This is a genomic window from Pseudomonas lini, assembly GCF_030812475.1.
Lineage (GTDB): Bacteria > Pseudomonadota > Gammaproteobacteria > Pseudomonadales > Pseudomonadaceae > Aquipseudomonas > Aquipseudomonas lini_A.
In genome coordinates this window covers 77,276-98,674 of record NZ_JAUSSR010000018.1, presented here as the reverse complement: position 1 = coordinate 98,674, position 21,399 = coordinate 77,276, and the positions used below count along the sequence as shown (strand labels likewise).

At 59.5% G+C, this 21,399-nt stretch carries 18 protein-coding genes and 1 pseudogene; 13 read left to right on the top strand and 6 right to left on the bottom strand.

All coding sequences use genetic code 11. The annotated features are described in order from the left end of the window. Positions 1-17 precede the first annotated feature (17 nt). Positions 18-233 carry a hypothetical protein gene (locus J2W17_RS27810; protein ID WP_307342425.1) on the top strand — a complete coding sequence of 72 codons (216 nt, stop codon included), beginning with the start codon at positions 18-20 and terminating at the stop codon, positions 231-233. Here the strand turns inward: J2W17_RS27810 and J2W17_RS27805 are convergent. Beyond that, on the bottom strand, positions 207-1,175 hold the full coding sequence (locus J2W17_RS27805; protein WP_307342422.1) for an AraC family transcriptional regulator: 969 nt from the start codon (positions 1,173-1,175) through the stop codon (positions 207-209). The genes J2W17_RS27810 and J2W17_RS27805 overlap by 27 nt on opposite strands. Positions 1,176-1,282: 107 nt before the next feature. Here J2W17_RS27805 and J2W17_RS27800 point away from each other — a divergent pair, with 107 nt between their 5' ends. The 3 genes from J2W17_RS27800 to J2W17_RS27790 all read left to right on the top strand — a co-directional run bounded on the left by J2W17_RS27800 (position 1,283) and on the right by J2W17_RS27790 (position 5,606). Beyond that, positions 1,283-2,533 (top strand): MFS transporter, encoded by a 1,251-nt coding sequence (locus J2W17_RS27800; protein ID WP_307342418.1) that lies wholly within the window; start codon positions 1,283-1,285, stop codon positions 2,531-2,533. A 218-nt stretch (positions 2,534-2,751) separates the two neighbouring features. Then, on the top strand, positions 2,752-4,095 hold the full coding sequence (locus J2W17_RS27795) for an MFS transporter (RefSeq protein ID WP_307342415.1): 1,344 nt from the start codon (positions 2,752-2,754) through the stop codon (positions 4,093-4,095). 65 nt (positions 4,096-4,160) lie between these two features. Then, positions 4,161-5,606, top strand: coding sequence for an amidase (locus J2W17_RS27790; RefSeq protein WP_307342412.1), 1,446 nt, complete (start codon positions 4,161-4,163; stop codon positions 5,604-5,606). Between the two features lie 103 nt (positions 5,607-5,709). Here J2W17_RS27790 and J2W17_RS27785 read toward each other — a convergent pair whose 3' ends face one another. The 3 genes from J2W17_RS27785 to J2W17_RS27775 all read right to left on the bottom strand — a co-directional run bounded on the left by J2W17_RS27785 (position 5,710) and on the right by J2W17_RS27775 (position 8,636). Then, on the bottom strand, positions 5,710-6,804 hold the full coding sequence (locus J2W17_RS27785) for an alkene reductase (RefSeq protein ID WP_307342409.1): 1,095 nt from the start codon (positions 6,802-6,804) through the stop codon (positions 5,710-5,712). A gap of 191 nt (positions 6,805-6,995) precedes the next feature. Further along, positions 6,996-7,805 carry a helix-turn-helix transcriptional regulator gene (locus tag J2W17_RS27780; RefSeq protein ID WP_307342406.1) on the bottom strand — a complete coding sequence of 270 codons (810 nt, stop codon included), beginning with the start codon at positions 7,803-7,805 and terminating at the stop codon, positions 6,996-6,998. 45 nt (positions 7,806-7,850) lie between these two features. Next, positions 7,851-8,636 carry an IclR family transcriptional regulator gene (locus J2W17_RS27775; protein WP_307342404.1) on the bottom strand — a complete coding sequence of 262 codons (786 nt, stop codon included), beginning with the start codon at positions 8,634-8,636 and terminating at the stop codon, positions 7,851-7,853. Positions 8,637-8,793: 157 nt separating this feature from the next. Here J2W17_RS27775 and J2W17_RS27770 point away from each other — a divergent pair, with 157 nt between their 5' ends. Then, a complete protein-coding gene (locus tag J2W17_RS27770) occupies positions 8,794-10,452 on the top strand; it encodes a N,N-dimethylformamidase beta subunit family domain-containing protein (protein WP_307342401.1) in 1,659 nt (552 codons plus the stop codon). A gap of 41 nt (positions 10,453-10,493) precedes the next feature. Here the strand turns inward: J2W17_RS27770 and J2W17_RS27765 are convergent, their stop codons facing one another. Together J2W17_RS27765 and J2W17_RS27760 are read right to left on the bottom strand one after the other, a co-directional pair. After that, on the bottom strand, positions 10,494-11,603 hold the full coding sequence (locus J2W17_RS27765) for a DUF3616 domain-containing protein (protein WP_307342399.1): 1,110 nt from the start codon (positions 11,601-11,603) through the stop codon (positions 10,494-10,496). A gap of 121 nt (positions 11,604-11,724) precedes the next feature. Continuing rightward, positions 11,725-12,390, bottom strand: a complete 666-nt coding sequence (locus tag J2W17_RS27760) for a GntR family transcriptional regulator (RefSeq protein ID WP_307342396.1) — start codon at positions 12,388-12,390, stop codon at positions 11,725-11,727. A 255-nt stretch (positions 12,391-12,645) separates the two neighbouring features. Between J2W17_RS27760 and J2W17_RS27755 the strand changes: the two genes are divergently transcribed. The 8 genes and pseudogenes from J2W17_RS27755 to J2W17_RS27725 all read left to right on the top strand — a co-directional run bounded on the left by J2W17_RS27755 (position 12,646) and on the right by J2W17_RS27725 (position 21,348). Then, a complete protein-coding gene (locus tag J2W17_RS27755) occupies positions 12,646-13,899 on the top strand; it encodes an NRAMP family divalent metal transporter (protein WP_307342394.1) in 1,254 nt (417 codons plus the stop codon). 28 nt (positions 13,900-13,927) lie between these two features. Continuing rightward, positions 13,928-14,698 carry a LamB/YcsF family protein gene (locus tag J2W17_RS27750; RefSeq protein WP_307342391.1) on the top strand — a complete coding sequence of 257 codons (771 nt, stop codon included), beginning with the start codon at positions 13,928-13,930 and terminating at the stop codon, positions 14,696-14,698. Next, entirely contained in the window at positions 14,695-15,501 is an 807-nt protein-coding gene (locus J2W17_RS27745) for a putative hydro-lyase (protein ID WP_307342388.1), read from the top strand. The genes J2W17_RS27750 and J2W17_RS27745 overlap by 4 nt, the downstream gene beginning before the upstream one ends. Positions 15,502-15,510: 9 nt before the next feature. Beyond that, complete coding sequence (locus J2W17_RS27740; protein WP_307342385.1) at positions 15,511-17,130, top strand: 5-oxoprolinase subunit B/C family protein; 1,620 nt, start codon at positions 15,511-15,513, stop codon at positions 17,128-17,130. Continuing rightward, positions 17,127-18,866 carry an acetyl/propionyl/methylcrotonyl-CoA carboxylase subunit alpha gene (locus J2W17_RS27735; protein WP_307342382.1) on the top strand — a complete coding sequence of 580 codons (1,740 nt, stop codon included), beginning with the start codon at positions 17,127-17,129 and terminating at the stop codon, positions 18,864-18,866. The genes J2W17_RS27740 and J2W17_RS27735 overlap by 4 nt, the downstream gene beginning before the upstream one ends. Before the next feature lie 434 nt (positions 18,867-19,300). Then, complete coding sequence (locus tag J2W17_RS27730; RefSeq protein WP_307342379.1) at positions 19,301-19,972, top strand: polysaccharide lyase family 7 protein; 672 nt, start codon at positions 19,301-19,303, stop codon at positions 19,970-19,972. 162 nt (positions 19,973-20,134) lie between these two features. Continuing rightward, a pseudogene (locus tag J2W17_RS31210) lies at positions 20,135-20,233 on the top strand (hypothetical protein); the annotation flags it as partial. 191 nt (positions 20,234-20,424) lie between these two features. Further along, on the top strand, positions 20,425-21,348 hold the full coding sequence (locus tag J2W17_RS27725) for a LysR substrate-binding domain-containing protein (protein ID WP_307342378.1): 924 nt from the start codon (positions 20,425-20,427) through the stop codon (positions 21,346-21,348). Positions 21,349-21,399: the final 51 nt, after the last annotated feature.

Sequence of the window (21,399 nt, the reverse complement as noted above, 5' to 3'; positions counted from 1 at the left end):
CAACACAAGGGCCCGGTATGCAAATGCATGAAGCGATAGATTTAAAAGAAGCCTATTCGGTCAGCGGCGCCAACAAGGCGGTTCAGGAAGGTTGGAAATTATTGGCCATTGCACCCGGTGCGAATGGCGTGACCTACGTCCTTGGCAAGTCGGCCGAGAAGGACAAACCCAAGCTGCCTGCAGCGGACGAAATCGACAGCAGTCAGCTATCGGCCCAAAGACTTCATAAGTGATCCCCGGCTGGCACCGGGCGGGCAGCCGGTGATGCGTTTGAAGGCGCGGCTGAAGGCGGCTTGAGAGGTGTAACCGAGGTTCTGCGCCACGGTTTCGATGGGGAGCCTGTCCTGGATCAGCCACTGACTGGCGAGGCGCATCCTCAACTCGGTGGCATAGCGCAGTGGCGGCGTTCCAATGGTTGCCTGGAAGCGTTCCGCAAAGACGGAGCGCGATGAATTGCACTCCTCTGCCAACTCCGACACTGTCCAATTGCGGCCCGGGTGGCGATGGAGCGCCAGAATTGCGCGGGCAAGCCTGGGGTCACGCAAGGCTGCGACCAAGCCCGACGCATAGTCACAGCCACATTCAACCCAACCCCGTACGATCATCGCCGCGACCACATCGGCGAGCCGGGCAAGAATCCCGGCGAAGCCGATACGGCCGGAGCAGATTTCTCCTTTCATGGCGGCGAGTATCGGCATGAGCCCGGGATAACGATCGCTCGTGGCATCGGCGGCCATCAGGCCCGGCATCAAGGGCCCCAGCCCCTGCATTCCACCAAGATCGAACTGCATGCAGCCGTAAAAAAGAATGGCGCTGGGAATGGCGCTGGTCGTAGGGCACAGGTTGACGGCGCTGACTGTGTCACCCAACGGCGCCGACTCGAAGCAGCTGATGTCCTGGGTCGGTTCCCCCGCGCTGGACAGAAGCTGATGCGCCGCGCCCTGGGGCAGGAACACCGCATTCCCTGCGGACAATTCATGCAGCACGCCATCTTCCGTGCGCAGCACAGCAGAGCCGACAGCGAGGTAGTGAAAGTAGGCATGTCCAGGCTTGGCGTTCAAGCTGATGCCGAACGATGGACCGGTTTGGATGCGACGGTACTGGACGCCACGCAGGCGCATGCCGGTCAGTAGTTCGCTGATGAGATCGGAAGAAAGGGCGAAATGCTCAGACATGTTTATTCCGGGGTTTTGATCAATAACTACAGACGCTCCATCATAGATCATCCTGATTTTGACGCATAGACTTTGGACTCGCGTCAATTTTAGGGAGATATTTATAAATGAATAGCAGCGTGTGTGACACCGGATCCGATATCGACCATGGCAGTTTTGATGATGTAGAACCGAAGATACCGGCGTGGATGGCGGTATTCTCGCTGGCAATGGGTGTGTTCGGATTGCTGACCGCCGAGTATCTTCCGGCCAGTCTGCTGACCCCCATGGCCACCGACCTGGGTGTTTCCGAAGCTATCGCGGGACAAGCGGTGACGGTGACCGCCGTCGTGGCACTGTTTGCCGGATTGCTGGTGCCAGGCTTCACGCGAACGCTTGACCGACGCACAGTGCTTTTGGGGTTTTCAGTCCTCATGATTGCATCCAATCTGCTGGTTGCCTTGTCGTCCAGCATATGGGTGCTGATGGTCATGCGCGTTCTGCTGGGGGTGGCACTGGGTGGTTTCTGGTGCATGGCCGCGGCCGTCGCAATGCGTCTGGTCCCGGCCTCGCTGCTTCCCCGAGCGCTGTCAATCATTTTCAGTGGCATCGCAGTAGGAACGGTCGTCGCGGTCCCACTCGGCAGTTACCTGGGCGGACTGTACGGCTGGCGCTCCGCTTTCCTCGCCGCTGCGGCCGTGGGCGGCATTACCCTGCTCTTCCAGTGGTTCACCCTGCCACAGATGGCGCCGCGCAGTCCGGCACGACTCAGAACTGTGCTGGACGTGCTCATGCGTCCCGGCATTGCCATCGGCATGTTTGGCTGTGTACTCGCACACACCGGCCATTTCGCACTGTTCACCTATATCCGTCCATTCCTGGAAAGCACCACCGGCGTCAACACCGATGGGCTCGCCCTCATGTTGCTGGGATTCGGGGTGGCAAACTTTGCCGGCACAATGCTGACCGGGTGGCTGATTGCGCGGAGCCTGCGCGTGACACTGGCGCTCATGCCTGCGCTGGTGGGGCTGGCAGCGTTGGCTTTGGTGTTTTTGCCTGCCTCGGTGCCGGGGCAAGCGCTGCTGGTTGCGTTTTGGGGATTGGCGTTCGGGGGCGTGCCAGTCGCGTGGTCCAACTGGGTAGCACGTTCAGTGCCCGATCAGGCGGAAAGTGCGGGCGGGATGGTGGTGGCTTCGGTGCAGTCTTCTATCGCTGCGGGTGCCGCTGCGGGCGGCGCGATGTTCAGCTCCAGTGGCATCACTGGCGTCTTTATCGCTGGAGGGATCGTGATGCTGCTGTCTGCGCTGCTTATTGCATGGCGCGTCAAAGTCCAGCCGTCCCCTGTCGGCGATTCCACAGGTCTGGCGTTGCATCTTTAAGGCGTCGGGCCACTTTGGTTTTCGGTATCCCGACCGAATAACGCAGGGCTATCTCTCATCTTCAATCTGAGCAGCCAAAAGGGACGGTTTTGTACGCAAGTATCATCTGATGACACATCGAATCATCCATTGACACAAAAAGCATTTGATCCTCTAATGAACTGGCGACCGGACGTACCCGGTCGCCGTTCTTGATAAAAACAATTTGGAGAACAGGCATGGTTGATTTGAATCCCTATCGCGGGCGCCTCAGGTCCTTACGCGCTGTGGGGCTGGGCAATGCGCTTGAATGGTTTGACTGGACGCTCTATGCGACGTTTTCTGTGTATCTGGCCCGAAATCTTTTTGATAAAACCGATGCGCGCTCTGCCATGCTCTCGACGCTTGCGGTATTTGCAGTCGGGTTTTTTGCGCGCCCGGTGGGGGGACTGATATTCGGCCGGCTGGCTGACCGTCTTGGGCGACAGAAGATCATGCTGATCACCATGTCACTGCTGGCACTCAGCAGCGTTGGCATCGCATTGATTCCAAGTTACGGCGATATCGGTTTGCTCGCTTCAATTGCACTGATGTTCTTTCGGCTGTTGCAAGGGATTGCCCACGGTGGCGAGACCGGGGTGTCGTACACCTATGTCGCCGAAATCGCTCCCAAGGAGCATCGCGGTTTATGGTCCAGTTCGATTTATCTGGGTGTCATTGTTGGCGTCATCGCGGCGACGATCGTTGCTGCTGCGTTAACGTCAATGCTCGGCCCGGACGCGATGAATGATTACGGCTGGCGTATCGGTTTCGGGATCGGCGGAGTGCTTGGTATTTATGTACTTTTCATGCGTCGTAACGTTGAGGAGTCGCATGTCTTTACAGCGCAGGAAGAGAAATCCCAACCCAGCCGAAAATTGTCGCGCGGCGAACTTTTCCGTATTGCCCGTAATCTGGTGATGCTCAACTGTTCAGCCAATCTGACCTATTACACCTGGGTGACTTTTGCCCCGGCGACCGCCATCACTCGAGGCATGGACCCCGGGGGCGCCTACCGCGCCAGCCTGTTTGCCATGATTCTTTGTGTGATCTGGTTACCGATCTGCGGAATGATATCGGACCGGATCGGTCGCAAACCGGTCATTGTCGCGTGGGGCATTCTGGTTGTGTTGTTGACGTATCCGATCTCCGTCATGGTCACTACCGAACCCCACACGCTGTTTTGGGCTCAGGTGATCGGTCTCGGCGCCTGGTCGCTGATTGCCTCGATTTTCCCCGCGGTGTTGTCGGAACAAGTACCGACCCAGGCCCGCGCCCAGGGCGTCGGTTTCGTCTCGTCGGTCTCGGTTGCCCTGTTCGGTGGCACGGCCCCTTACCTCAATACTTACCTGACGGGCATCGGCCTGGAACATGTCTATAGCTACTACGTCATGAGCCTGGGACTCGTGGCTGTTGCCGCAGGATTTCTGATCCGCGAAACGGCGGGCGTTGACCTTTGCGAAATTGATGCAAGGAACGTATCGGCAAACATCGCTACGCCCTCCATGCCTGCAGCGAACACCAACCGCGACGCAGCCCGTTAAACCTGAAGCCTTGCACTGCGCTTCGCCCACGGCGTGGCGCTTTTGGCTGGAATAGTTGAATACCTATGAGACATATCTCGCAACCCCTGTCTGAGCTGTGTGAGGCGTCAGCGAGCGATCTCTGTGCCGCGTTTGCCAGCGCAGACGTATCCCCGGTCGAACTCGCCGCTGCTTGTCTGGCGCGAGCTGAAAGTATCAATTCTATGCTTAACGCATTTACGGTCATTGATCACGACGGTGCACTGGCGTCGGCGAAAGCTGCACAAGTGCGCTGGAGTCGTGGGCAGCAACTGTCTGCCATCGACGGGATACCGATCACGGTCAAGGATCTGATCGCGTGCGAAGGCCTGGATGTTCGCTATGGCAGTCTTTCTACAGGTCGTTCGCCCGCCATGTCGGATGCGCCCTCCGTTCAACGGTTGCGAGCCGCTGGCGCTGTCATTCTGGGTTTGACGACAAGCCCTGAGTTTGGATGGAAGGGAGTGACAGACAGCCCGCGCAACGGAATTTCACGCAATCCCTGGAATCCATCCATGACCTCGGGCGGTTCTTCAGGAGGCGCTGCGATTGCGGCGGCAACGGGAGCGGGTGTGCTCCATCTCGGCACCGATGGTGGGGGATCAATCCGCATTCCCGCATCCTTTTGCGGTGTGGTTGGACATAAGCCCACGTTTGGCCGCGTACCGACGCACCCCGCCAGTACGTTCGGAACCCTGGCCCACGTCGCGCCAATGGCCAGAACCGTCGGCGACGTGATACTCATGCTCGACATCCTCAGTGGCCGCAGCTTGCGCGACTGGAGCCAACCACCGACGGCCTTTGCAGGCATCTGTGCCCGCCCATTCCAATGGAAGGGGGTGAAGATCGGGTATTGGGAAATGCCATGCATCGGGCCTGTGGATCATGAAGTCGACGCAATCGTACGTTCCACAATCAATGCACTGGCGCAGGCGGGTGCAGCCGTGGAACCGATTCGCCTTCCAGACCAGGACTCGTTGCCAGAGATGTTCAAAAATCATTGGTATGTGGGGGCCGCGGCGCGAATCGCTGGAATCGACGAAAACGCGCAGGCCCACTGTGATCCCGGCCTGCTTGCGGCGGCTGCGCTTGGGCGGGAACTCAGTGCGGTGGACCACGCAAGATCGCAAGTGGCAAGGGCACAATATGGCGCGAAGATGGATGCGCTTCTCGCCCAATACGACCTTGTGGTATCGCCGACGGTAGCCATCGCGCCGTTTGAAGCGGGGGCCGATGTCCCCGCCAACCACGGTTATACAAGCTGGATCGAGTGGGCATCGTTCACCTTTCCCATTAACCTCAGCCAGCAACCCGCCTGCTCAGTCCCCTGCGGCCGCACACGTATGGGCTTGCCAGTCGGACTGCAGTTCATTGGAGCGCGGGGGGCCGATGAGAACGTTCTGATTGCCGCTTTATCTTATGAAGAGATGTTTACCGAGCGCTTTCTGTCCCGTGGCGCCGCCTGGCCCCTGCGACCGCAAGCCTGTGCATGAGATCCCGGATCAGGTCCGCCCGGACATTGCCTCCACGCATGGGCGAATCCGCTGATCGATTGCCAGATGAGGATCGCTCGCGCGATCCTCGATCATTAATTACCTATCGCATGCCGGGCCAATCCGAATACCCGGTAGCGTCACCTCCGTACCAGTATTCCTTGGGGGCCTCTGCCAGCGGCGCGCCGGCGCGGAGCCTGTCGACGAGGTCGGGATTGGCGATGAACGGCCGGCCCAAACTGACCAGGTCGGTATTGCCCTGGGACACGGCCAGTTCGGCCAAGGCCAGCGTGTACTGATTGTTGGCTATGTAGGCGCCCCGAAAACGCTTGCGCAGCTGTTCAAAGGTCACCCCACCGGACTCCTCACGACTCATTTGCGTGATGCCTTCAATGTCGTGAACGTAAAGCAATCCCAGATTGGATAACTTGTCCAGAAAAGTGCCGTAAGTGTTCATCGTGTCGCTATCAAGCGGAGTGTCACCCGGCGTCGTGGTGATAGGGGAAACTCTGACACCGACGCGATCCGCACCCCATACCCCGATCACCGCGTTGATGACCTCCAGGGGAAACCTCAAGCGATTATCAAGCGCGCCCCCATATTGGTCAGTGCGGTGGTTGGTACTGTCACGGATGAATTGCTCCAGCAAGTAATTGTTCGCGCAATGCACCTCTACTCCGTCAAAACCTGCTAATTGCGCATTCACTGCGGCACGACGATAGTCCTCCACGATCAGCCCTATCTCGTCGGCCTCCAACGCCCGCGGAATGACAAAATCCTTCATTCCATCGTGCACCCGGATCTGCCCAGCCGGCTTCAAGGCCGAGGGTGCCACCGGAAGTTCGCCACCCTGCATGTCAGGATGCGACATGCGACCGGTGTGCCACAGCTGAAGGAAAATCTTCCCATCCTGCCGATGCACTGCATCAGTGATGCGTTTCCAGGCGGCCACTTGCGTGTCGCACCAGATACCCGGCGTTCGGGGATAACCACGGGCCTGCGCGGAAATATTGGTCGCTTCGGTGATGATCAGACCGGCCCCGGCGCGTTGCGAATAATAGTCCGCAGCGTAGTGCGCAGGGACCCCGTCATCGTCGGATCTGCTGCGTGTCATCGGTGCCATGACAATACGGTTCTTCAGGTGTAAACCACCCAGGGTGACAGGTTGAAGGACCGGACTTTTATCAGGTGTATACATAGGATGTGCTCTTTCCAGGCTGGGTTGATAAAGGCAGGATCCGGCGGTCCGACACTTTCAGCTTTCGGTCGTGCGGCACATTGTTAAATCCGTACGCCGACCGAGCCGATCGTCTTGCCCGTTGCGGAGTGCTCTGCCCAAGCCGTAGAGCTTATGCAACACATGCGTCACCAAGAAGGTGCCTTGTGAACCTATGACTGCGACTCACCGTCAGCGGGCCGCGGAATATAAGTCACCAGCGAAAGATCCGGTCGACCGTGCGGGGTCAGCGCTATGTACGTAAACTCGATAGGTCCTGTCTTGGGGTGCAAGAGGCGTTTACAGCCTTCATCGAACCCCTTCACATCCGTATCCGGCCACCAGTCACGGAACTCGGGGCTCAGGTCATTGAGTTCATTCACCAGGCTATCGAAAGGCGCCTTGTCATCGGCCTGAGCACGGGCTGCACGGAAGGTGGAGATCATGCCTCGCGCCATGCTCTCCCAGTCCAGGATCAGCGTGCGGTAAGGCTGATAGAGGAATAAAAGGCGCAACGTATTGCGCTCGTCAGGTTGCAGCGATCCATAATCGACAAACAAAGCAGCGATCGCGTCATTCCAGGCGAGGATATCCAGCCGTGAGTTGCGAACATAGGCAGGTATCGGATCCATCTCGCGAACCAGCAATTTCAGACCGGAGCTTACCTCGCCGCTCATCGAAACCGGGCGCGCTGTGCGTGCTCCCAAAGCCAGTAAATGCGCAGCTTCCACGCTGTCGAGATTGAAGACTTTCGACAGCCGTTGCAGTGCTGCGGTCGAGGGTTTGATATCGCGCCCCTGCTCAAGCCACGTGTACCAGCTGACACTGACCCCGGCGAGCAATGCCACCTCTTCTCTACGAAGCCCGGGGGTCCGCCGGGGCCCTGGCGGGAGGCCAAAGTCCGCCGGGGTCAGACGCGCCCGGCGGCTGGCCAGGAAGACCCCAAGCTCGCGGCGTTGCTCATTGGATGATCTGTTCGACATGCGATGCCCGCCTGGATTTCGATCCGGAATTTGCTCGCAGGAAGATCAATCTCGCCGCAGGCTCGCACCGATCTCGGCGGCGGCCTTCAGGACGAGAGGAAGATGTTCCGGCTGACCATTGCTCATCGCAAATTGCGGGGTCAGGGTCGCAATGCTGACGCTGGCAACCAAGTCTCCCTTGTGATCCAGAATGGGCGCCCCAAGGCCTGACATACCAAGCGTGAAGTCATTAACCGCAAACTCCCACCCCCGCTGTCTGATGTCTGCCGCCGCTGATTCCAGAGCGACCGGATCGACCGTTGAGAGCTCGGTCGGACGCTCCAGCGGACCGTTCAGGACTTTGGCGCGCTCCTCGGCTGAAAGGTAGGCGAGCAGCACCCTGGGACCGCCGCTATGGTTCAACGAAACCCGGGTGCCAATGCCGGACCAGCGTGTGTGGATGTGCAAATCAGGCGAGTTGACTCTGTCCAGACACAGGGCCGAACCATCGAAGTAAGTCCAGAGGAAAGCGGTCGCGCCGGTTTTTTCTGCCAGACGCGTAAGGGCTGGAGCCGCGATGGCGCGCAGATCGTTGCCATATTGCACGCCCGGCATCAGAAGCAGCACACCCGGGCCAAGGGCGTACGTCTTTGTGGCATCGTCGAACTCGATGAAATCGCCGCCTGCAAGGGTGTGTAACAGGCGACGCGTGGTTGCCTTGTCCAGCTCTGTCAGTCGAGTCAGCTCTGCCAGCGACAGACGCAGCGTGTTAGGTCCAAACGCGCGCAGGATCGTCATCGCGCGCTCCACCGCGCGCACTTTGGACAGTGGGCTGGCTGTCTTCTCGGTCATGCAATTACTCCAAATAAATGTCAAATTGGCCAAATAGTATCACCTGATGATTCAATATATCACTAGTTGACATCAATGCAAGGCTCGGGCTTAAATTCAGATAGCCGTATGCACTCAGCTATTCGATCACTCATTACAGTTCGCGGAGTAAATATTTATGACCGAGATGAAGACACTCCCGACATCCGATAAGCAAGCCGGCGCCGACATCACCGTCAGCCAGACTTCAGCATCGCGTCAGGGCGCTCGCGAAACCTGGGTCGAAGTCCCGACAGAGAACGGGCCTGCAGCGGCTTGGTGCTACTGCGATCGCCACTCTTATATGCCGGGTGAAACAGTGCTGTTGCATGTGTCCTCAAACACCGATCAAGTCGCCCTGAGGATCTACCGCGATGGCGCTATGACGCGGACTGTGTATGAAACAACGCTTCTCGAAGCCCCTTTTCATGCCCTGCCCGACCGGGTCTATGAGCGTGGATGCAACTGGCCGGTCTTCTCGCAATGGACCATTGCCGGGGACACCCAGGCAGGCGCCTATGGGGTCGAAGTTGTCAATGCAGCAGGTGTCGTCCTCGGGCATCATCTGTTTTTCGTGAGGGCGATTCAAAAGCATTCGGACTCTTTAGTACTGGTAGCCGCAACTTCTACCTGGACCGCGTACAACGATTGGGGCGGTGCGAACCACTATTTCGGCATACATCCGGGCACGGCGCGAGGACGCTCTCCCCTGCTGTCAACTCAGCGTCCCTGGGCGCGTGGACAAGTCTGGCTGCCAGCGGATGCGCCGCGTTCGATTAACGCCAGACGTCCGCAAAAACCGGGGCCTGCACGGTACGAATTCATCGAATGGGCTTCGCTCCACGGTTTCAGCAAATACTATGCACTCGCTGGATGGGCCTCCTACGAGCGTCCGTTCGTGATCTGGGCAGAAGAGCAAGGCTACTCGGTCGATATCATTACCCAGGAAGACCTGCATCGAGAGCCCGACGCCCTTGACGGCTATGCTTGCGCTGTTTTTGTCGGACACGACGAGTACTGGACCCGGGAAATGCGCGACCACGTGGATGCCTTTGTCGAGCGCGGCGGGAACGTTGCACGCTTCGCCGGCAACTTCATGTGGCAGATTCGACTGGAGGATGACCACAAGCGGCAAGTTGCCTACAAGTACGATGCTCGCACGCTTGACCCCTTCGTTCGAATTGATCCCGCGAGACTGACAAGCGCATGGGAAGACCCTTTGGTGAACTACCCGGGCGCCAGCACATTTGGCGTGAATGGACTTCGCGGCATCTACGCGGGCTTTGGCGGCATGGCCCGACGCAGCCCGCGCGGATATCAAGTGTTCAGGCCGCAACATTGGTGTTTTGCAGACACGGGCCTTGTCTATGCCGATATGTTTGGCGATGAGGCCAACATTTTCGGCTACGAAGTAGACGGGCTCGACTACAGCTTTGTCCAAGGCCTTCCTGAACCACTGGGCACTGATGGTGCGCCCCCGGGGCTGGAAATCCTGGCCATGGGGTGGGCTACTTCTGCCGAAAATGGTCGGGGTGAAGATGCGTACTCTTTCATGCTTGGCGACCGCGATGCCCGGTACCGTGCATCTTTATTGGCGCCTGAGCTTTCTGAGGAAAGTGTCCGTCAGCACAGTCGCGGCACCGGCATGATTGTTCATTTCAACAAAGGTAAGGGACAGGTTTTCACTGCTGCTACCTGTGAATGGGTGCACGGCCTCATGGTGAACGATCCCTATACCGTGATGATTACCAAAAATGTCCTTGACCGTTTTTCGTGCGTGCGAGAAACCTCTGAATAACTGCATTGGTTATGCCGGCGATCCGTAGGTGCAAACCTTATTCAGGACCGAACAGGGGACTGATTCAGAATGAACAGGTCCCCTTCCACATCCGTATCGCCGTGTTTACGACTCTGCGCCGCAGCGTCATAGAGGATCAGTAAAACCTCCCCAAGCGGCTCTCCCGATTCGAACAGACACATGGCCTCGGCGTGATCGTTGCCTTGCCCGAAAGGCACCTCCAACACCTTCTCCAATTGATCCGTAAAGACCACGCTCTCCTTGTCGGACGCGAAACCGCCGCGCCAGCGCAAGACCGTTACCGGACCGTCCAGATCCATGGTGGGACCCGCCAGGATCAGCAGATCGTCACCGTCAGTGCACAGGTCTCGCACACCCAGGCCATTGAGCGCGAAGAAGTGCTTGCGGTAGCGGCGTCCCTCCGGACCGATCTTCTTGAGCACCAGCGTGTCGGTCGAATCGTCGTCGAGCTCGGGCTCGATCTCCAGCAACACAGCCCAGCCGCGAAGGACCGGGCCACGCAACCCCAGCAGAAGGCGCGAGCCGATCACCGCCAACCCTTCGATATCGAAGCCGTTGTCTTTACCCGGGATACTCAGGAAGTCGCGTAGTTGAGGATCTTCAGCGATTGCCGCGGTCAGGTCGTTACCGACCTCGTTGCCACGTAACTGCGCCGCCGTGCGTCCATCGGCATCCACCTTCCTGGCGAGTGCGTAGCCGTCGTTCTGCTGCACCACTGGGATGCGGGCCAGCAGAAAGCGATTGCCGTCCGCCTCTACCGTCGACAGGCGCTTGATATTTTTCTGTGCAGAAGTGCCGGTCTCGGCGGTCCTTCGCTTCAGGCTATGGGAGCCCACCACCCAGAGATAACCACTGTCATGGGCATAGGCCAACCCCTCGATATCGATCTCGGCGTCTTGCTTGGGCAGGGGCAGATCCAGATACTCCAGGAGCTGGAACGTTTGGTGCTCATCGCACGTCACGACGTCGCCGGGCGCAGCCTCCTGGATTTTCAGACGCTCCAGGCTCGTGGTTTCGTCATTGGCCACCCAGAGTGTGTCGCCAATCTGCTGAGCGACCGAAAGGCCATCGCGCAACGACGCAAACGCCGGATCAAAGCTCAACATCGCTGCATTGCTTCGCTCGCTCATGAACGGTCTCCTGTCTTGATGGCGTGGTGCGCCGGTCTTTAACCATCAAGCATAGGCTGCTTACTCGACCGCTTCGTAGGGCAACCCCGGTTTCTTAAGCGTTCGTAGCGCTACTCAGACGCTATCGTTTCCTGCTGCGCTCGTAGGCTGCCAGCACGGTGCGCTCCGATTGCACCAGATAGGCTTCGAGCATCTGGGTTGCTTCCTCTGGTCGTCCCTCTTCTATACAGCGCAGGATTGAAGCGTTCATGTCGACATAAGGCATATGCAGGAATTCGGGATCACCGAGCAGGCCGAAGGCCAACCGCAGTTCGGCTGATATCTGCCCATAGAACACCACCAGTCTCGGGCTGTCGGCCAGCTCGACGATCGCCTTGTGGAACATCATGTTCGCGGTGCCGACCGCCATCCAGTCCCTGGCTTCACGCGCTCGCTTGCCGACCTCCACCGCTTCACGCATATGCAGCGCTCCCGGGTGCAGCGGGTAACCCTGGGCAATGGCCTTGCATTCGATAAAGCGGCGTACACGATAGATGTCAATGATCGACGCCATATCCGGTTCCGCCACGGTCACCCCGCGATTGGGTTCATGCTTGAGCAACCCCTCACGGGTCAGGACCCTGAACGCTTCTCTCAAGGTGTTGCGTGAAATCTGCAGGGTTTCGGCCAGAGCTGCTTCGGACAGCCGCTGGCCCGGAGCCAATTCACCTTCGACCAGCATTCTGCGGACCTTCTGGGTAATGGATTCTCCCAGCGAGCGAGGTAGGGAAGGTGAAACGTCGTTCATATGCGATCCGCAGTCAGAGAAAGTCATTTTGATGTTCCATCAGAGCTCAGCGCATGGCAAGGAGCAAGGGTGCCGTGTGCATCATTAAGTAACACGCAGGAGTGATAAGGTTACAAACCGGTGCACATTGTCGACCTACGGCAATCATATTGTTCAACAATCAAAGCCATATGTATCAACACATACAAGCCGATCATTGAATCTTGGCACGCTCGTTGCTCAATCAAACCATCTCCCACCCGTAGGAATGATGCCGTGACACAGTCAGCCGTGACACAGACCCAGACCGCTCAAGCATTTACAAAGGCGCGACGCTCTTCCCTGATCGCCGCCATTTTCATGATGGCGACTTCCGCCATCGGCCCTGGCTTCATCACCCAGACCGCCACGTTCACGGCCAAGATGGGCGCAGCATTTGCCTTCGGTATCCTGGCGTCGATCCTGATCGACTTCGTGGTTCAACTTAACGTCTGGCGTATCGTCTCCCTGACCCGGATGCGTGCCTCGGATCTGGCCAACAAAGCGATTCCAGGCAGTGGTTATGTGCTGGCGGTGCTGGTGATCTTCGGCGGGCTGGTGTTCAACGTCGGCAACATCGCCGGTGCCGGGCTGGGTCTGAACGCGCTGATGGGGCTTGATGCAAAATGGGGCGGCAGCCTGAGCGCGCTGTTGGCCATCGGCATCTTCCTCTCCCACCGCGCCGGATTGGCCGTCGACCGGCTGATCGTCGTGCTGGGTGTGGTGATGATTGGCCTGACGCTGTTCGTGGCCTTTGCCTCTAACCCGCCACTGGGTGAAGCCCTCTACCAGACCGTACTGCCGGACCAGATCAACTTCGCCACCATTACCACCATTGTCGGCGGCACGGTCGGCGGTTACATCACCTATGCGGGGGCTCACAAACTGCTCGACCGCGGCACTACCGGGGTAGAAAATCTTGAGGCAGTGACCAAGGCAGCCCTGAGCGGCATCCTGGTCACCGGTCTCATGCGCTACATCCTGTTCCTCGCCATCCTCGGCGTTGTTGCCAGCGGCGTAGTGATCGACACCTCGGGTCAGGGCGCCAATCCGGCCGCACAAGCCTTCCAGGCAGCGGCCGGGCAGATCGGCCTGCGCGTCTTCGGTCTCATCCTCTGGGCCGCCAGTATCACCAGCGTGATCGGCGCCGCTTACACCTCCATCTCCTTTATCACCGTGTTCAAGCCGGACATCACCGAGCAGGGTCGCAACCGCGCCACCACCGTGTTCATCGCCCTGTCGCTGCTGATCTTTGTCCTGATGGGTACCGCGCCTGCCGCATTGCTGCTGTTTGCGGGCGGTTTCAATGGCCTGATACTGCCAATCGGCCTGAGCATCTTTATCTACGTCGGCTGGCGCCGGCCGGACCTCATGGACGGTTACCATTACCCACGCTGGCTGCTGGTGCTGGGCGCCCTGACCTGCCTGCTGACCTGGTACATGGCTATCAACTCCGTCGTGCCGATCTTTGCCTTCCTCAACGTTGCCTGAGCCCGATAACGAAAAAGGAGTCACGTTAATGCCAACGATAGATATCAACAGCGACCTGGGCGAAAGCTTTGGCGCCTGGAGCATGGGCGACGATGCCGCGATGCTCGATGTCGTGACCAGCGCCAATGTCGCCTGCGGTTTTCACGCCGGCGACCCGGCCGGCATCCTGCGGACACTGAAAGCTGCAGCGGCAAAAAACGTCACCATCGGTGCCCATGTCGCTTACCCGGACAAAGTGGGTTTTGGCCGACGCAACATGGATGTGGCCAGCGATGAGCTGACGGCCGACGTGATCTACCAGATCGGCGCGCTGCAGGGCCTGGCCAAGGCCGCCGGCACCTGCGTGCGCTATGTGAAGCCCCATGGCGCCTTGTACAACACCATTGCTCACGATCGCCGTCAGGCGCTGGCCGTGATCGAAGCCATCCGCGCGATCGACTCCAACCTCATTTTGGTCGCCTTGGCAGGCTCAAGCCTGATTGAACTGGCCCGTAACGAGGGTTTGCAGTGTATCGCCGAAGCGTTCGCCGACCGCGCCTATACGCCTCAGGGCACCCTCGTCTCTCGCCGCGAACCAGGCGCCGTGCTGCACGATCCCAAGCTCGTCGCCCAACGCATGTTGCGCCTGGTTGAAGACGGCACCATCGAAGCGATCGACGGCAGCCTGACCAGAATCCAGGCCGACTCGATCTGTGTCCATGGCGACAGCCCGGCAGCGGTGGAAATGGCCCGCGAGCTGCGCCGCGTGCTGGAACAGGCCAACATGTCCTTGCAACCCTTTGCCGGAGGTCGTCGATGAACGCCCTTGATCGCGCGCGTCAGGCGGCCATCGCCGCTGGCCGTGAAGCACGCTGCGCCTACCGTGGCGGTCTGGTCACCCCCACCGCCGGTATCGCACCGGGCATGACTCAAGCGAACCTGATTGCCTTGCCGCGTGACTGGGCCTATGACTTCCTGCTGTATGCCCAGCGTAACCCGAAAGCGTGTCCGGTCCTTGACGTCACCGATGCCGCAAGCCCAAGCACCCTGCTGGCTGAAGGCGCTGATCTGCGAACTGACCTGCCCCTCTACCGCATCTGGCGTGACGGCAAGCTGGTGGAAGAAGTCAGCGACGCCACGAAAGCCTGGGCCGAACATGACGACATGGTGACCTTTCTGATCGGCTGCAGCTTTACCTTTGAAACGGCCCTGCAAGAGGCCGGCATAGAAGTGCGGCATATCGCCGATGGCTGCAACGTACCGATGTACCTGACCAACCGTGCCTGCCGTCCGGCCGGACGTCTGAAGGGTGAGATGGTGGTTTCCATGCGACCGATCCCCGCCGATCGCGTGGCCGAGGCCTGCGGTATCTCCGGGCGCTACCCCTCGGTCCATGGCGCCCCGGTGCACATCGGCGAGCCTGGGTTGCTTGGTATCCAGGACCTGGCTTGTCCCGACTTCGGCGACGCCGTACGCATCGAGCCGGGAGAGATCCCGGTGTTCTGGGCTTGCGGAGTAACGCCTCAGGCGGCGGTCATGGCCTCGGGCGTGCCCTTCGCAATCACCCATTCGCCCGGCCATATGTTCATCACCGATGTGCCTGACAGCACGTACCACGTCTAGGAGTCTGCCGTGCGTTTTTTACCCGTCAACCTGGACGCCCTGCTCGTCGAATTGAACGACCTGGACGAGACCCTGGCATTGTTCGACGCCCTGACGGCGGAGCCAATTGCGGGCGTGGAAGAAATCATTCCCGCCGCACGCACCCTGCTGATCCAATTCCGTCCCAGCGCCATTACGCAGCAGGCGCTCGTCAATCGTATCGCTGGCCAGGATCTGAGCCAGCGCCGCGCGATCGAGCATCGCCGGGTGGAAATCCCCGTTCACTACAATGGCGAAGACCTCGACGAGGTCGCCACGCTGCTGGGAATCAGCCGCGCCGAGGTGGTCCGGCGCCACACCGCCCATGACTACAGCGTGGCCTTCTGCGGATTCGCTCCGGGCTTCGCCTACCTGACCGGCGGTGCGGGTTTCCAGGTGCCTCGCCGACAAACTCCGCGCACCCGCATACCCGCAGGTGCGGTTGCCTTGGCGGGTGAATTCAGCGGCGTTTATCCGCAAGCCAGCCCCGGTGGGTGGCAGATCATCGGCGTCACGCCTTTGCAGATGTGGGACCTGAACCGCGCTGAGTCGGCCCTGCTGCGCCCCGGCTATAAAGTGCGTTTTACCGATGCCGGGCCGCTCCCGGCGGGCGGCCTGCCCGCCCCCACGGTGCCTGCAAGTGCCGCCGCGCCCAGCGGTGCCTGTCTGGAAATCATCACGCCCGGTTTGCACAGCGTCTTGCAGGATATGGGTCGTCCCGGCCAGACCGGCCAAGGCGTATCCCGTTCCGGCGCGCTGGACCTCGGCGCCCTGCGAGCGGCCAACCGCGCGGTCGGCAATCCCTCGGACATGGCCTGTGTGGAAGCGGTACTCGGCGGCCTGAGCTTCGTCTGTCATGGCCGTGCGGTGATAGCGATCACCGGCGCGCAAACCCCGGTCACCATCACCAACGCCAGTGGCCTGCAATGGCCTGCCGCCAACTACCAGCCCATCGAGCTGGAGGACGGTGACAAGGTCAGCCTGGGTTCACCTTTGGCAGGGTTGCGCAGCTACTTGTCGATTCGCGGCGGCTTTGAGGTCGCTCCGGTGCTGGGCAGTCTGTCGACAGATACCCTCGCCCAGGTCGGTCCCCCTGCTCTCGCGGCCGGTGACCGACTGGGTTTTACGGCGCTGACGACAGGCACCAGCGTATCGCTGAACGAAGCACCCGCCTTCGATCTGCCCACTACGGCCAACATCGTGACCCTCGACGTGGTCATGGGGCCGCGCACCGACTGGTTTACCGAAGCCGCCATTCAGCGTCTGAGCAGCCAGCTCTGGCGCGTCACCTCACAGTCCAACCGCGTCGGTATTCGTCTGGCCGGTGAAACGCCGCTGGAGCGCAGCAACCACCAGGAGTTGCCCAGCGAAGGCACTTCCGTCGGCGCCATTCAGGTTCCGGCCAGCGGCCAACCGGTGCTGTTTCTCGCCGATCACCCGTTGACAGGCGGCTATCCGGTGATCGCCGCAGTCGCCAGCTACCACCTCGATCTGGCTGGCCAGATACCGATCAATGCGCAGATTCGCTTCAACCCTTTGAACGGCTTCAAAGAGCTTCAACCCGTTACACCCGCCTCTTCTTCAACTGCCGACGTGAACAAAATCCCATGAAAAAATTACTGATTGCCAACCGTGGTGAAATTGCCGTCCGCATCGCCCGCGCCTGCCGCGACTATGGCGTGCAGTCTGTCGCGGTGTATGCCGACGCGGACATCGACGCCCTGCACGTACGCCAGGCCGACGAAGCCTACTCGCTGAATGGCCAGCGCCCGGCCGAGACCTACCTGGATATCGGCAAACTGATTGCCGTCGCCAAACGCAGCGGCGCCGATGCCGTGCACCCCGGCTATGGTTTTCTGTCGGAAAGAGCCGACTTCGCCCGGGCGGTGATCGAGGCCGGGCTGATCTGGGTCGGTCCCAACCCAGAGACCATCGACGTGCTCGGCGACAAGGTCGAGGCGCGAAAAATTGCCCACCTGGTCGGTGCGCCCCTGGTGGCCGGTACGCCTGGCCCGGTCGAAAGCGCCGCCGAAGTACTGGCTTTTGCCGAACAGCACGGCCTGCCAATCGCCATCAAAGCGGCCTTTGGCGGCGGCGGACGCGGCATGAAAGTCGCCTGGCGCATGGATGAAGTGGCTGAATTGTTCGCCTCCGCCGTACGCGAGGCGCAAGCGGCCTTTGGTCGTGGCGAATGCTACGTCGAACAGTTCCTCGACCGTCCCCGGCACATCGAAGCGCAGATCCTCGCCGACAAACACGGCAAGGTCGTCGTCGTCGGCACGCGTGACTGCTCCTTGCAGCGGCGCAATCAGAAGCTGGTGGAGGAAGCGCCGGCGCCCTTTATCAGTGACGAACAGCGCCAGCGTATTCATCAGTCCGCTCAGGATATTTGCGCCAAGGCCGGCTATGTCGGTGCCGGCACTGTGGAGTTCCTGCTCAGCCAGGATGGCACCCTGTCGTTCCTGGAGGTCAATACCCGCTTGCAGGTCGAGCACCCGGTGACCGAAGAGACCACTGGGGTTGATCTGGTGATCGAACAACTGCGCATCGCCGATGGTTTACCGTTGTCCTTCAATGAGACGCCGACCCCGCGTGGCCACAGCTTCGAATTTCGCATCAACGCGGAAGACCCCGGCAAGGGCTTCCTGCCCACCCCCGGTCAGATCACCGATTTCCTGCCACCGTCTGGCCCGGGCGTGCGTCTGGACAGCGGCGTGATCAGCGGCTCGCGAGTGCCCAGCACCTTCGATTCGATGATGGCCAAACTGATCGTCACCGGCGCTACCCGCGAACAGGCTATCGTCCGCGCCCGGCGCGCCCTGGCTGAATTCAATATTGAGGGCATCGCCTCGGTGCTGCCGTTCCACCGGGCCGTGATGGACCATGACGACTTCACCGGTGCTGATAAATTCGCCGTACACACGCGCTGGATCGAGACCGATTTCGCCGAACAGATCACGCTCGCCCCACGTGCTGCTGTCTCGGTCGACCCTGGCATCCTGCGCACATTTGTCGAGATCGACGGCAAACGCCACGAACTGGGCCTTCCGGCGGCGCTGCTGCGAGGCGTCAGCCTGAATGCAGCGGGCACCGCCAGCGAAAGCACGGTCCCGTCCGAGGTCACTGATCCGCAGGCGGTGCTGACGCCCGTGGCGGGGAACCTGCATACCTGGGTCGTCGAAGACGGCGAGTCGGTGAGTGCCGGGCAAGTGATCGCGGTGGTAGAAGCCATGAAAATGGAAACGTCGGTCCTGGCACCTTGTGAAGGCCAGGTGCAGATCGCCAAACAGGCCGGCGACTATTTTGAAGCCGGCTCGGTGATTGGCCGCATCAAGACCCTTAATTGATTTAAACGCTTTTCTTTTTGCAGGTATTACGCGCAACGGGTTAACAACCCGGTTGCCGCGTATTGCCCGCAGAAAATTGTAGATATGAGCCTGTTTCACGGCTACCTGAAAAATATCTATCGCCAGTCATCCCACCCCAACGATGGAGCAGGACGGTCCGGTACGGTCTTCCGCTGGCGCTGCGGTTTTCCGAAAGGCTTTTGCGCATCGACGCAAACGCCGCAAGCGAACCGGATTAGTTCCATCGATTTTCTAAATAGCCGACCAACGGTAACACTTGCAGGCATGAAGCCTGCAATACCCCTCTCGACGAACATTTGACGTCAATCTACCGCCATACGTATTTCCTGATCAGTCGACCAATTGACACAGCTCAGTAGGTCGGTTCGAGCGCAACTGTGGCCGCAACATTCCCCGCATACAGGATTATTGACATGATCGACCTCGCCACCTGGAATTTAAGCATCCCTGAAGGCAGCCCACCGGCGACCGTAGAAACGCCTCGACTGGCGCAAGGCTTCAAGGGCCAGTATTTCAGTTCTGAAGCCGCTGCCCTTTCCTTCTGGGCACCTGTAACCGGCTCCAGGACGGCCAACGCTATTTACCCGCGTAGCGAGTTGCGGGAAACCTATAGTGATGGAAGGCTGCGTAACTGGCAGTACTCAGCGGCGGATAACATTCTGCGGGCGACTCTGACCGTCAGCCAGGTGCCCAGCACCGGCAAGGTCGTGATCGGTCAGATTCACAACAAGGACAGCAACAGCCCCATGGTGAAGCTGGAATACCAATACAAAACGTCGGCTTCGACGGGAAACATTGTCGCCAAGGTGCGCATGCGCCCCGACGATGAAGAGGGCCAGGTCATTACCATTGCGACGGGTGTGCCGCTCAACCGCAACTTTTCCTACCAGCTCCACCTCAGCCCGAAGGGCGCGCTGGGCATCAGCGCAGCAGGATACAACTGGAGAACCACCATCGACCCGAGCTGGAAGACCAAACCACTGTATTTCAAAGCGGGTGCGTATGTGCAGGACAACACCGGCTATCCCACCGAGGGCGCAAGAGTGACGTTCAGGATGCTGGAGATCCAACACAACATTAAGTAAGTCGCTTCTTTAGGTCACTACCGTTGGCACGCCGATCCGAAGGGTGAAGACCTTAGTGAATTTCCTCGTCGATCGGCTACCAGGTGGCTAGCTGTCAGTGAACTCAACCGCGCGGGCGGCAGGTCTTACGGGTCGGGAACGCTGGCTGCCGATGCCACGACCATGAAGCGATTCATCGAAGGTGAGTCTCGGACGCAAGTGACGCTTTTGCCGAAGTGCCTGGACGATTACGTAGCCGAAGAAAATCCAGTCAAAGCCCTCCGCCGAAGCGATACTGCCAGACGATGCCAATGGCATCGTATTCGCTGCCCGTGCGGGTATGCCCTCCCTCACTCGCACATCATTCCTCTCCTTCATTATTGAGCATTTCGCCAAGCGGGACACTTTGCCCTAGCGGATACTGAAGACCTGCCGAGTCGGACGACCCTGCAAATTTCTCCACGACACGGCATATGGAAAAGGCACTGAGAACAGAACTAATGATCGAGACTCGCCTGTTACGACAGTTTGTGGTTGTCGCCGAGGAGCTGCATTTCAGCCGCGCGGCAGAGCGACTGCACATGGCACAACCTCCGCTCAGTCAGGCGATCAAACGGCTGGAAGACCACATCGGCTATCCGCTTTTCATTCGCGACAAGCGCACCGTGGAACTCACGAGCGCAGGGTTGGCCCTGCTGGACAAGGCACACGAACTCCTGAATAACCTGGACGAAAGCGTGGCTCACACCCGCAGAGTGGCTCAAGGCATTGCGGGGCATCTCGTGGTGGCCATGATTAATCTCAACCATCATCCGGAATTCTGGCGAGCCCTGGGGGTGTTCAGGGAACAGATGCCTGCTGTCGAGATGCGATTTATCGAGGCGACGACAAGTGAACAGGTCGCGCTTTTGGAAAGCGGCGAAGCCGATGTCGGGTTCATGCGTACGCCGGGGACAACAACGCCCTCATTGACCATCGAGCGAGTGTTGCTTGACCCCATACACTTGGCTTTGCCGTGCAATCACCGGTTGGCGGCAGCCAGTGTCGTCAAGCTTGAGGAGCTTGCCGACGAAACATTTGTCATGTCGTCTCGCGCATTAGGCCAAGGATTTCACGATCAGATACTCACACTCTGCAAAACTGCCGGAGTCACGCCACGGATTGCTCAACACGCTCGGCAAATACAGACGCTTCTGGGCCTGGTCGCGGCGGGGTATGGCGTAGCGCTGGTTCCGGCGTCTTTCGATAGCGTTGCCATGCAAGGCGTGAGTTTTCGCCCACTGTTGCATGAGGCGCCGCCGGAACTCGGCTGCGTGGCACTCAACATTGCCAGCAATTGCACGGTTCGCTCGCCCCTGCGCGATGCGTTTATCGACATCATCAAACGGTACCTCTGATACCTCCAGCGTATTGCCAGCCTACATAAACGGTATTTCACGCCGAACCTT

What these genes read in the sequence shown, in the direction of transcription:
- J2W17_RS27810 (WP_307342425.1), top strand. Translation starts at nt 18, where the DNA reads ATGCAAATGCATGAAGCGATAGATTTAAAAGAAGCCTATTCGGTCAGC.
- J2W17_RS27805 (WP_307342422.1), bottom strand. Translation starts at nt 1,175, where the DNA reads ATGTCTGAGCATTTCGCCCTTTCTTCCGATCTCATCAGCGAACTACTG.
- J2W17_RS27800 (WP_307342418.1), top strand. Translation starts at nt 1,283, where the DNA reads ATGAATAGCAGCGTGTGTGACACCGGATCCGATATCGACCATGGCAGT.
- J2W17_RS27795 (WP_307342415.1), top strand. Translation starts at nt 2,752, where the DNA reads ATGGTTGATTTGAATCCCTATCGCGGGCGCCTCAGGTCCTTACGCGCT.
- J2W17_RS27790 (WP_307342412.1), top strand. Translation starts at nt 4,161, where the DNA reads ATGAGACATATCTCGCAACCCCTGTCTGAGCTGTGTGAGGCGTCAGCG.
- J2W17_RS27785 (WP_307342409.1), bottom strand. Translation starts at nt 6,804, where the DNA reads ATGTATACACCTGATAAAAGTCCGGTCCTTCAACCTGTCACCCTGGGT.
- J2W17_RS27780 (WP_307342406.1), bottom strand. Translation starts at nt 7,805, where the DNA reads ATGTCGAACAGATCATCCAATGAGCAACGCCGCGAGCTTGGGGTCTTC.
- J2W17_RS27775 (WP_307342404.1), bottom strand. Translation starts at nt 8,636, where the DNA reads ATGACCGAGAAGACAGCCAGCCCACTGTCCAAAGTGCGCGCGGTGGAG.
- J2W17_RS27770 (WP_307342401.1), top strand. Translation starts at nt 8,794, where the DNA reads ATGACCGAGATGAAGACACTCCCGACATCCGATAAGCAAGCCGGCGCC.
- J2W17_RS27765 (WP_307342399.1), bottom strand. Translation starts at nt 11,603, where the DNA reads ATGAGCGAGCGAAGCAATGCAGCGATGTTGAGCTTTGATCCGGCGTTT.
- J2W17_RS27760 (WP_307342396.1), bottom strand. Translation starts at nt 12,390, where the DNA reads ATGAACGACGTTTCACCTTCCCTACCTCGCTCGCTGGGAGAATCCATT.
- J2W17_RS27750 (WP_307342391.1), top strand. Translation starts at nt 13,928, where the DNA reads ATGCCAACGATAGATATCAACAGCGACCTGGGCGAAAGCTTTGGCGCC.
- J2W17_RS27745 (WP_307342388.1), top strand. Translation starts at nt 14,695, where the DNA reads ATGAACGCCCTTGATCGCGCGCGTCAGGCGGCCATCGCCGCTGGCCGT.
- J2W17_RS27735 (WP_307342382.1), top strand. Translation starts at nt 17,127, where the DNA reads ATGAAAAAATTACTGATTGCCAACCGTGGTGAAATTGCCGTCCGCATC.
- J2W17_RS27730 (WP_307342379.1), top strand. Translation starts at nt 19,301, where the DNA reads ATGATCGACCTCGCCACCTGGAATTTAAGCATCCCTGAAGGCAGCCCA.
- J2W17_RS27725 (WP_307342378.1), top strand. Translation starts at nt 20,425, where the DNA reads ATGGAAAAGGCACTGAGAACAGAACTAATGATCGAGACTCGCCTGTTA.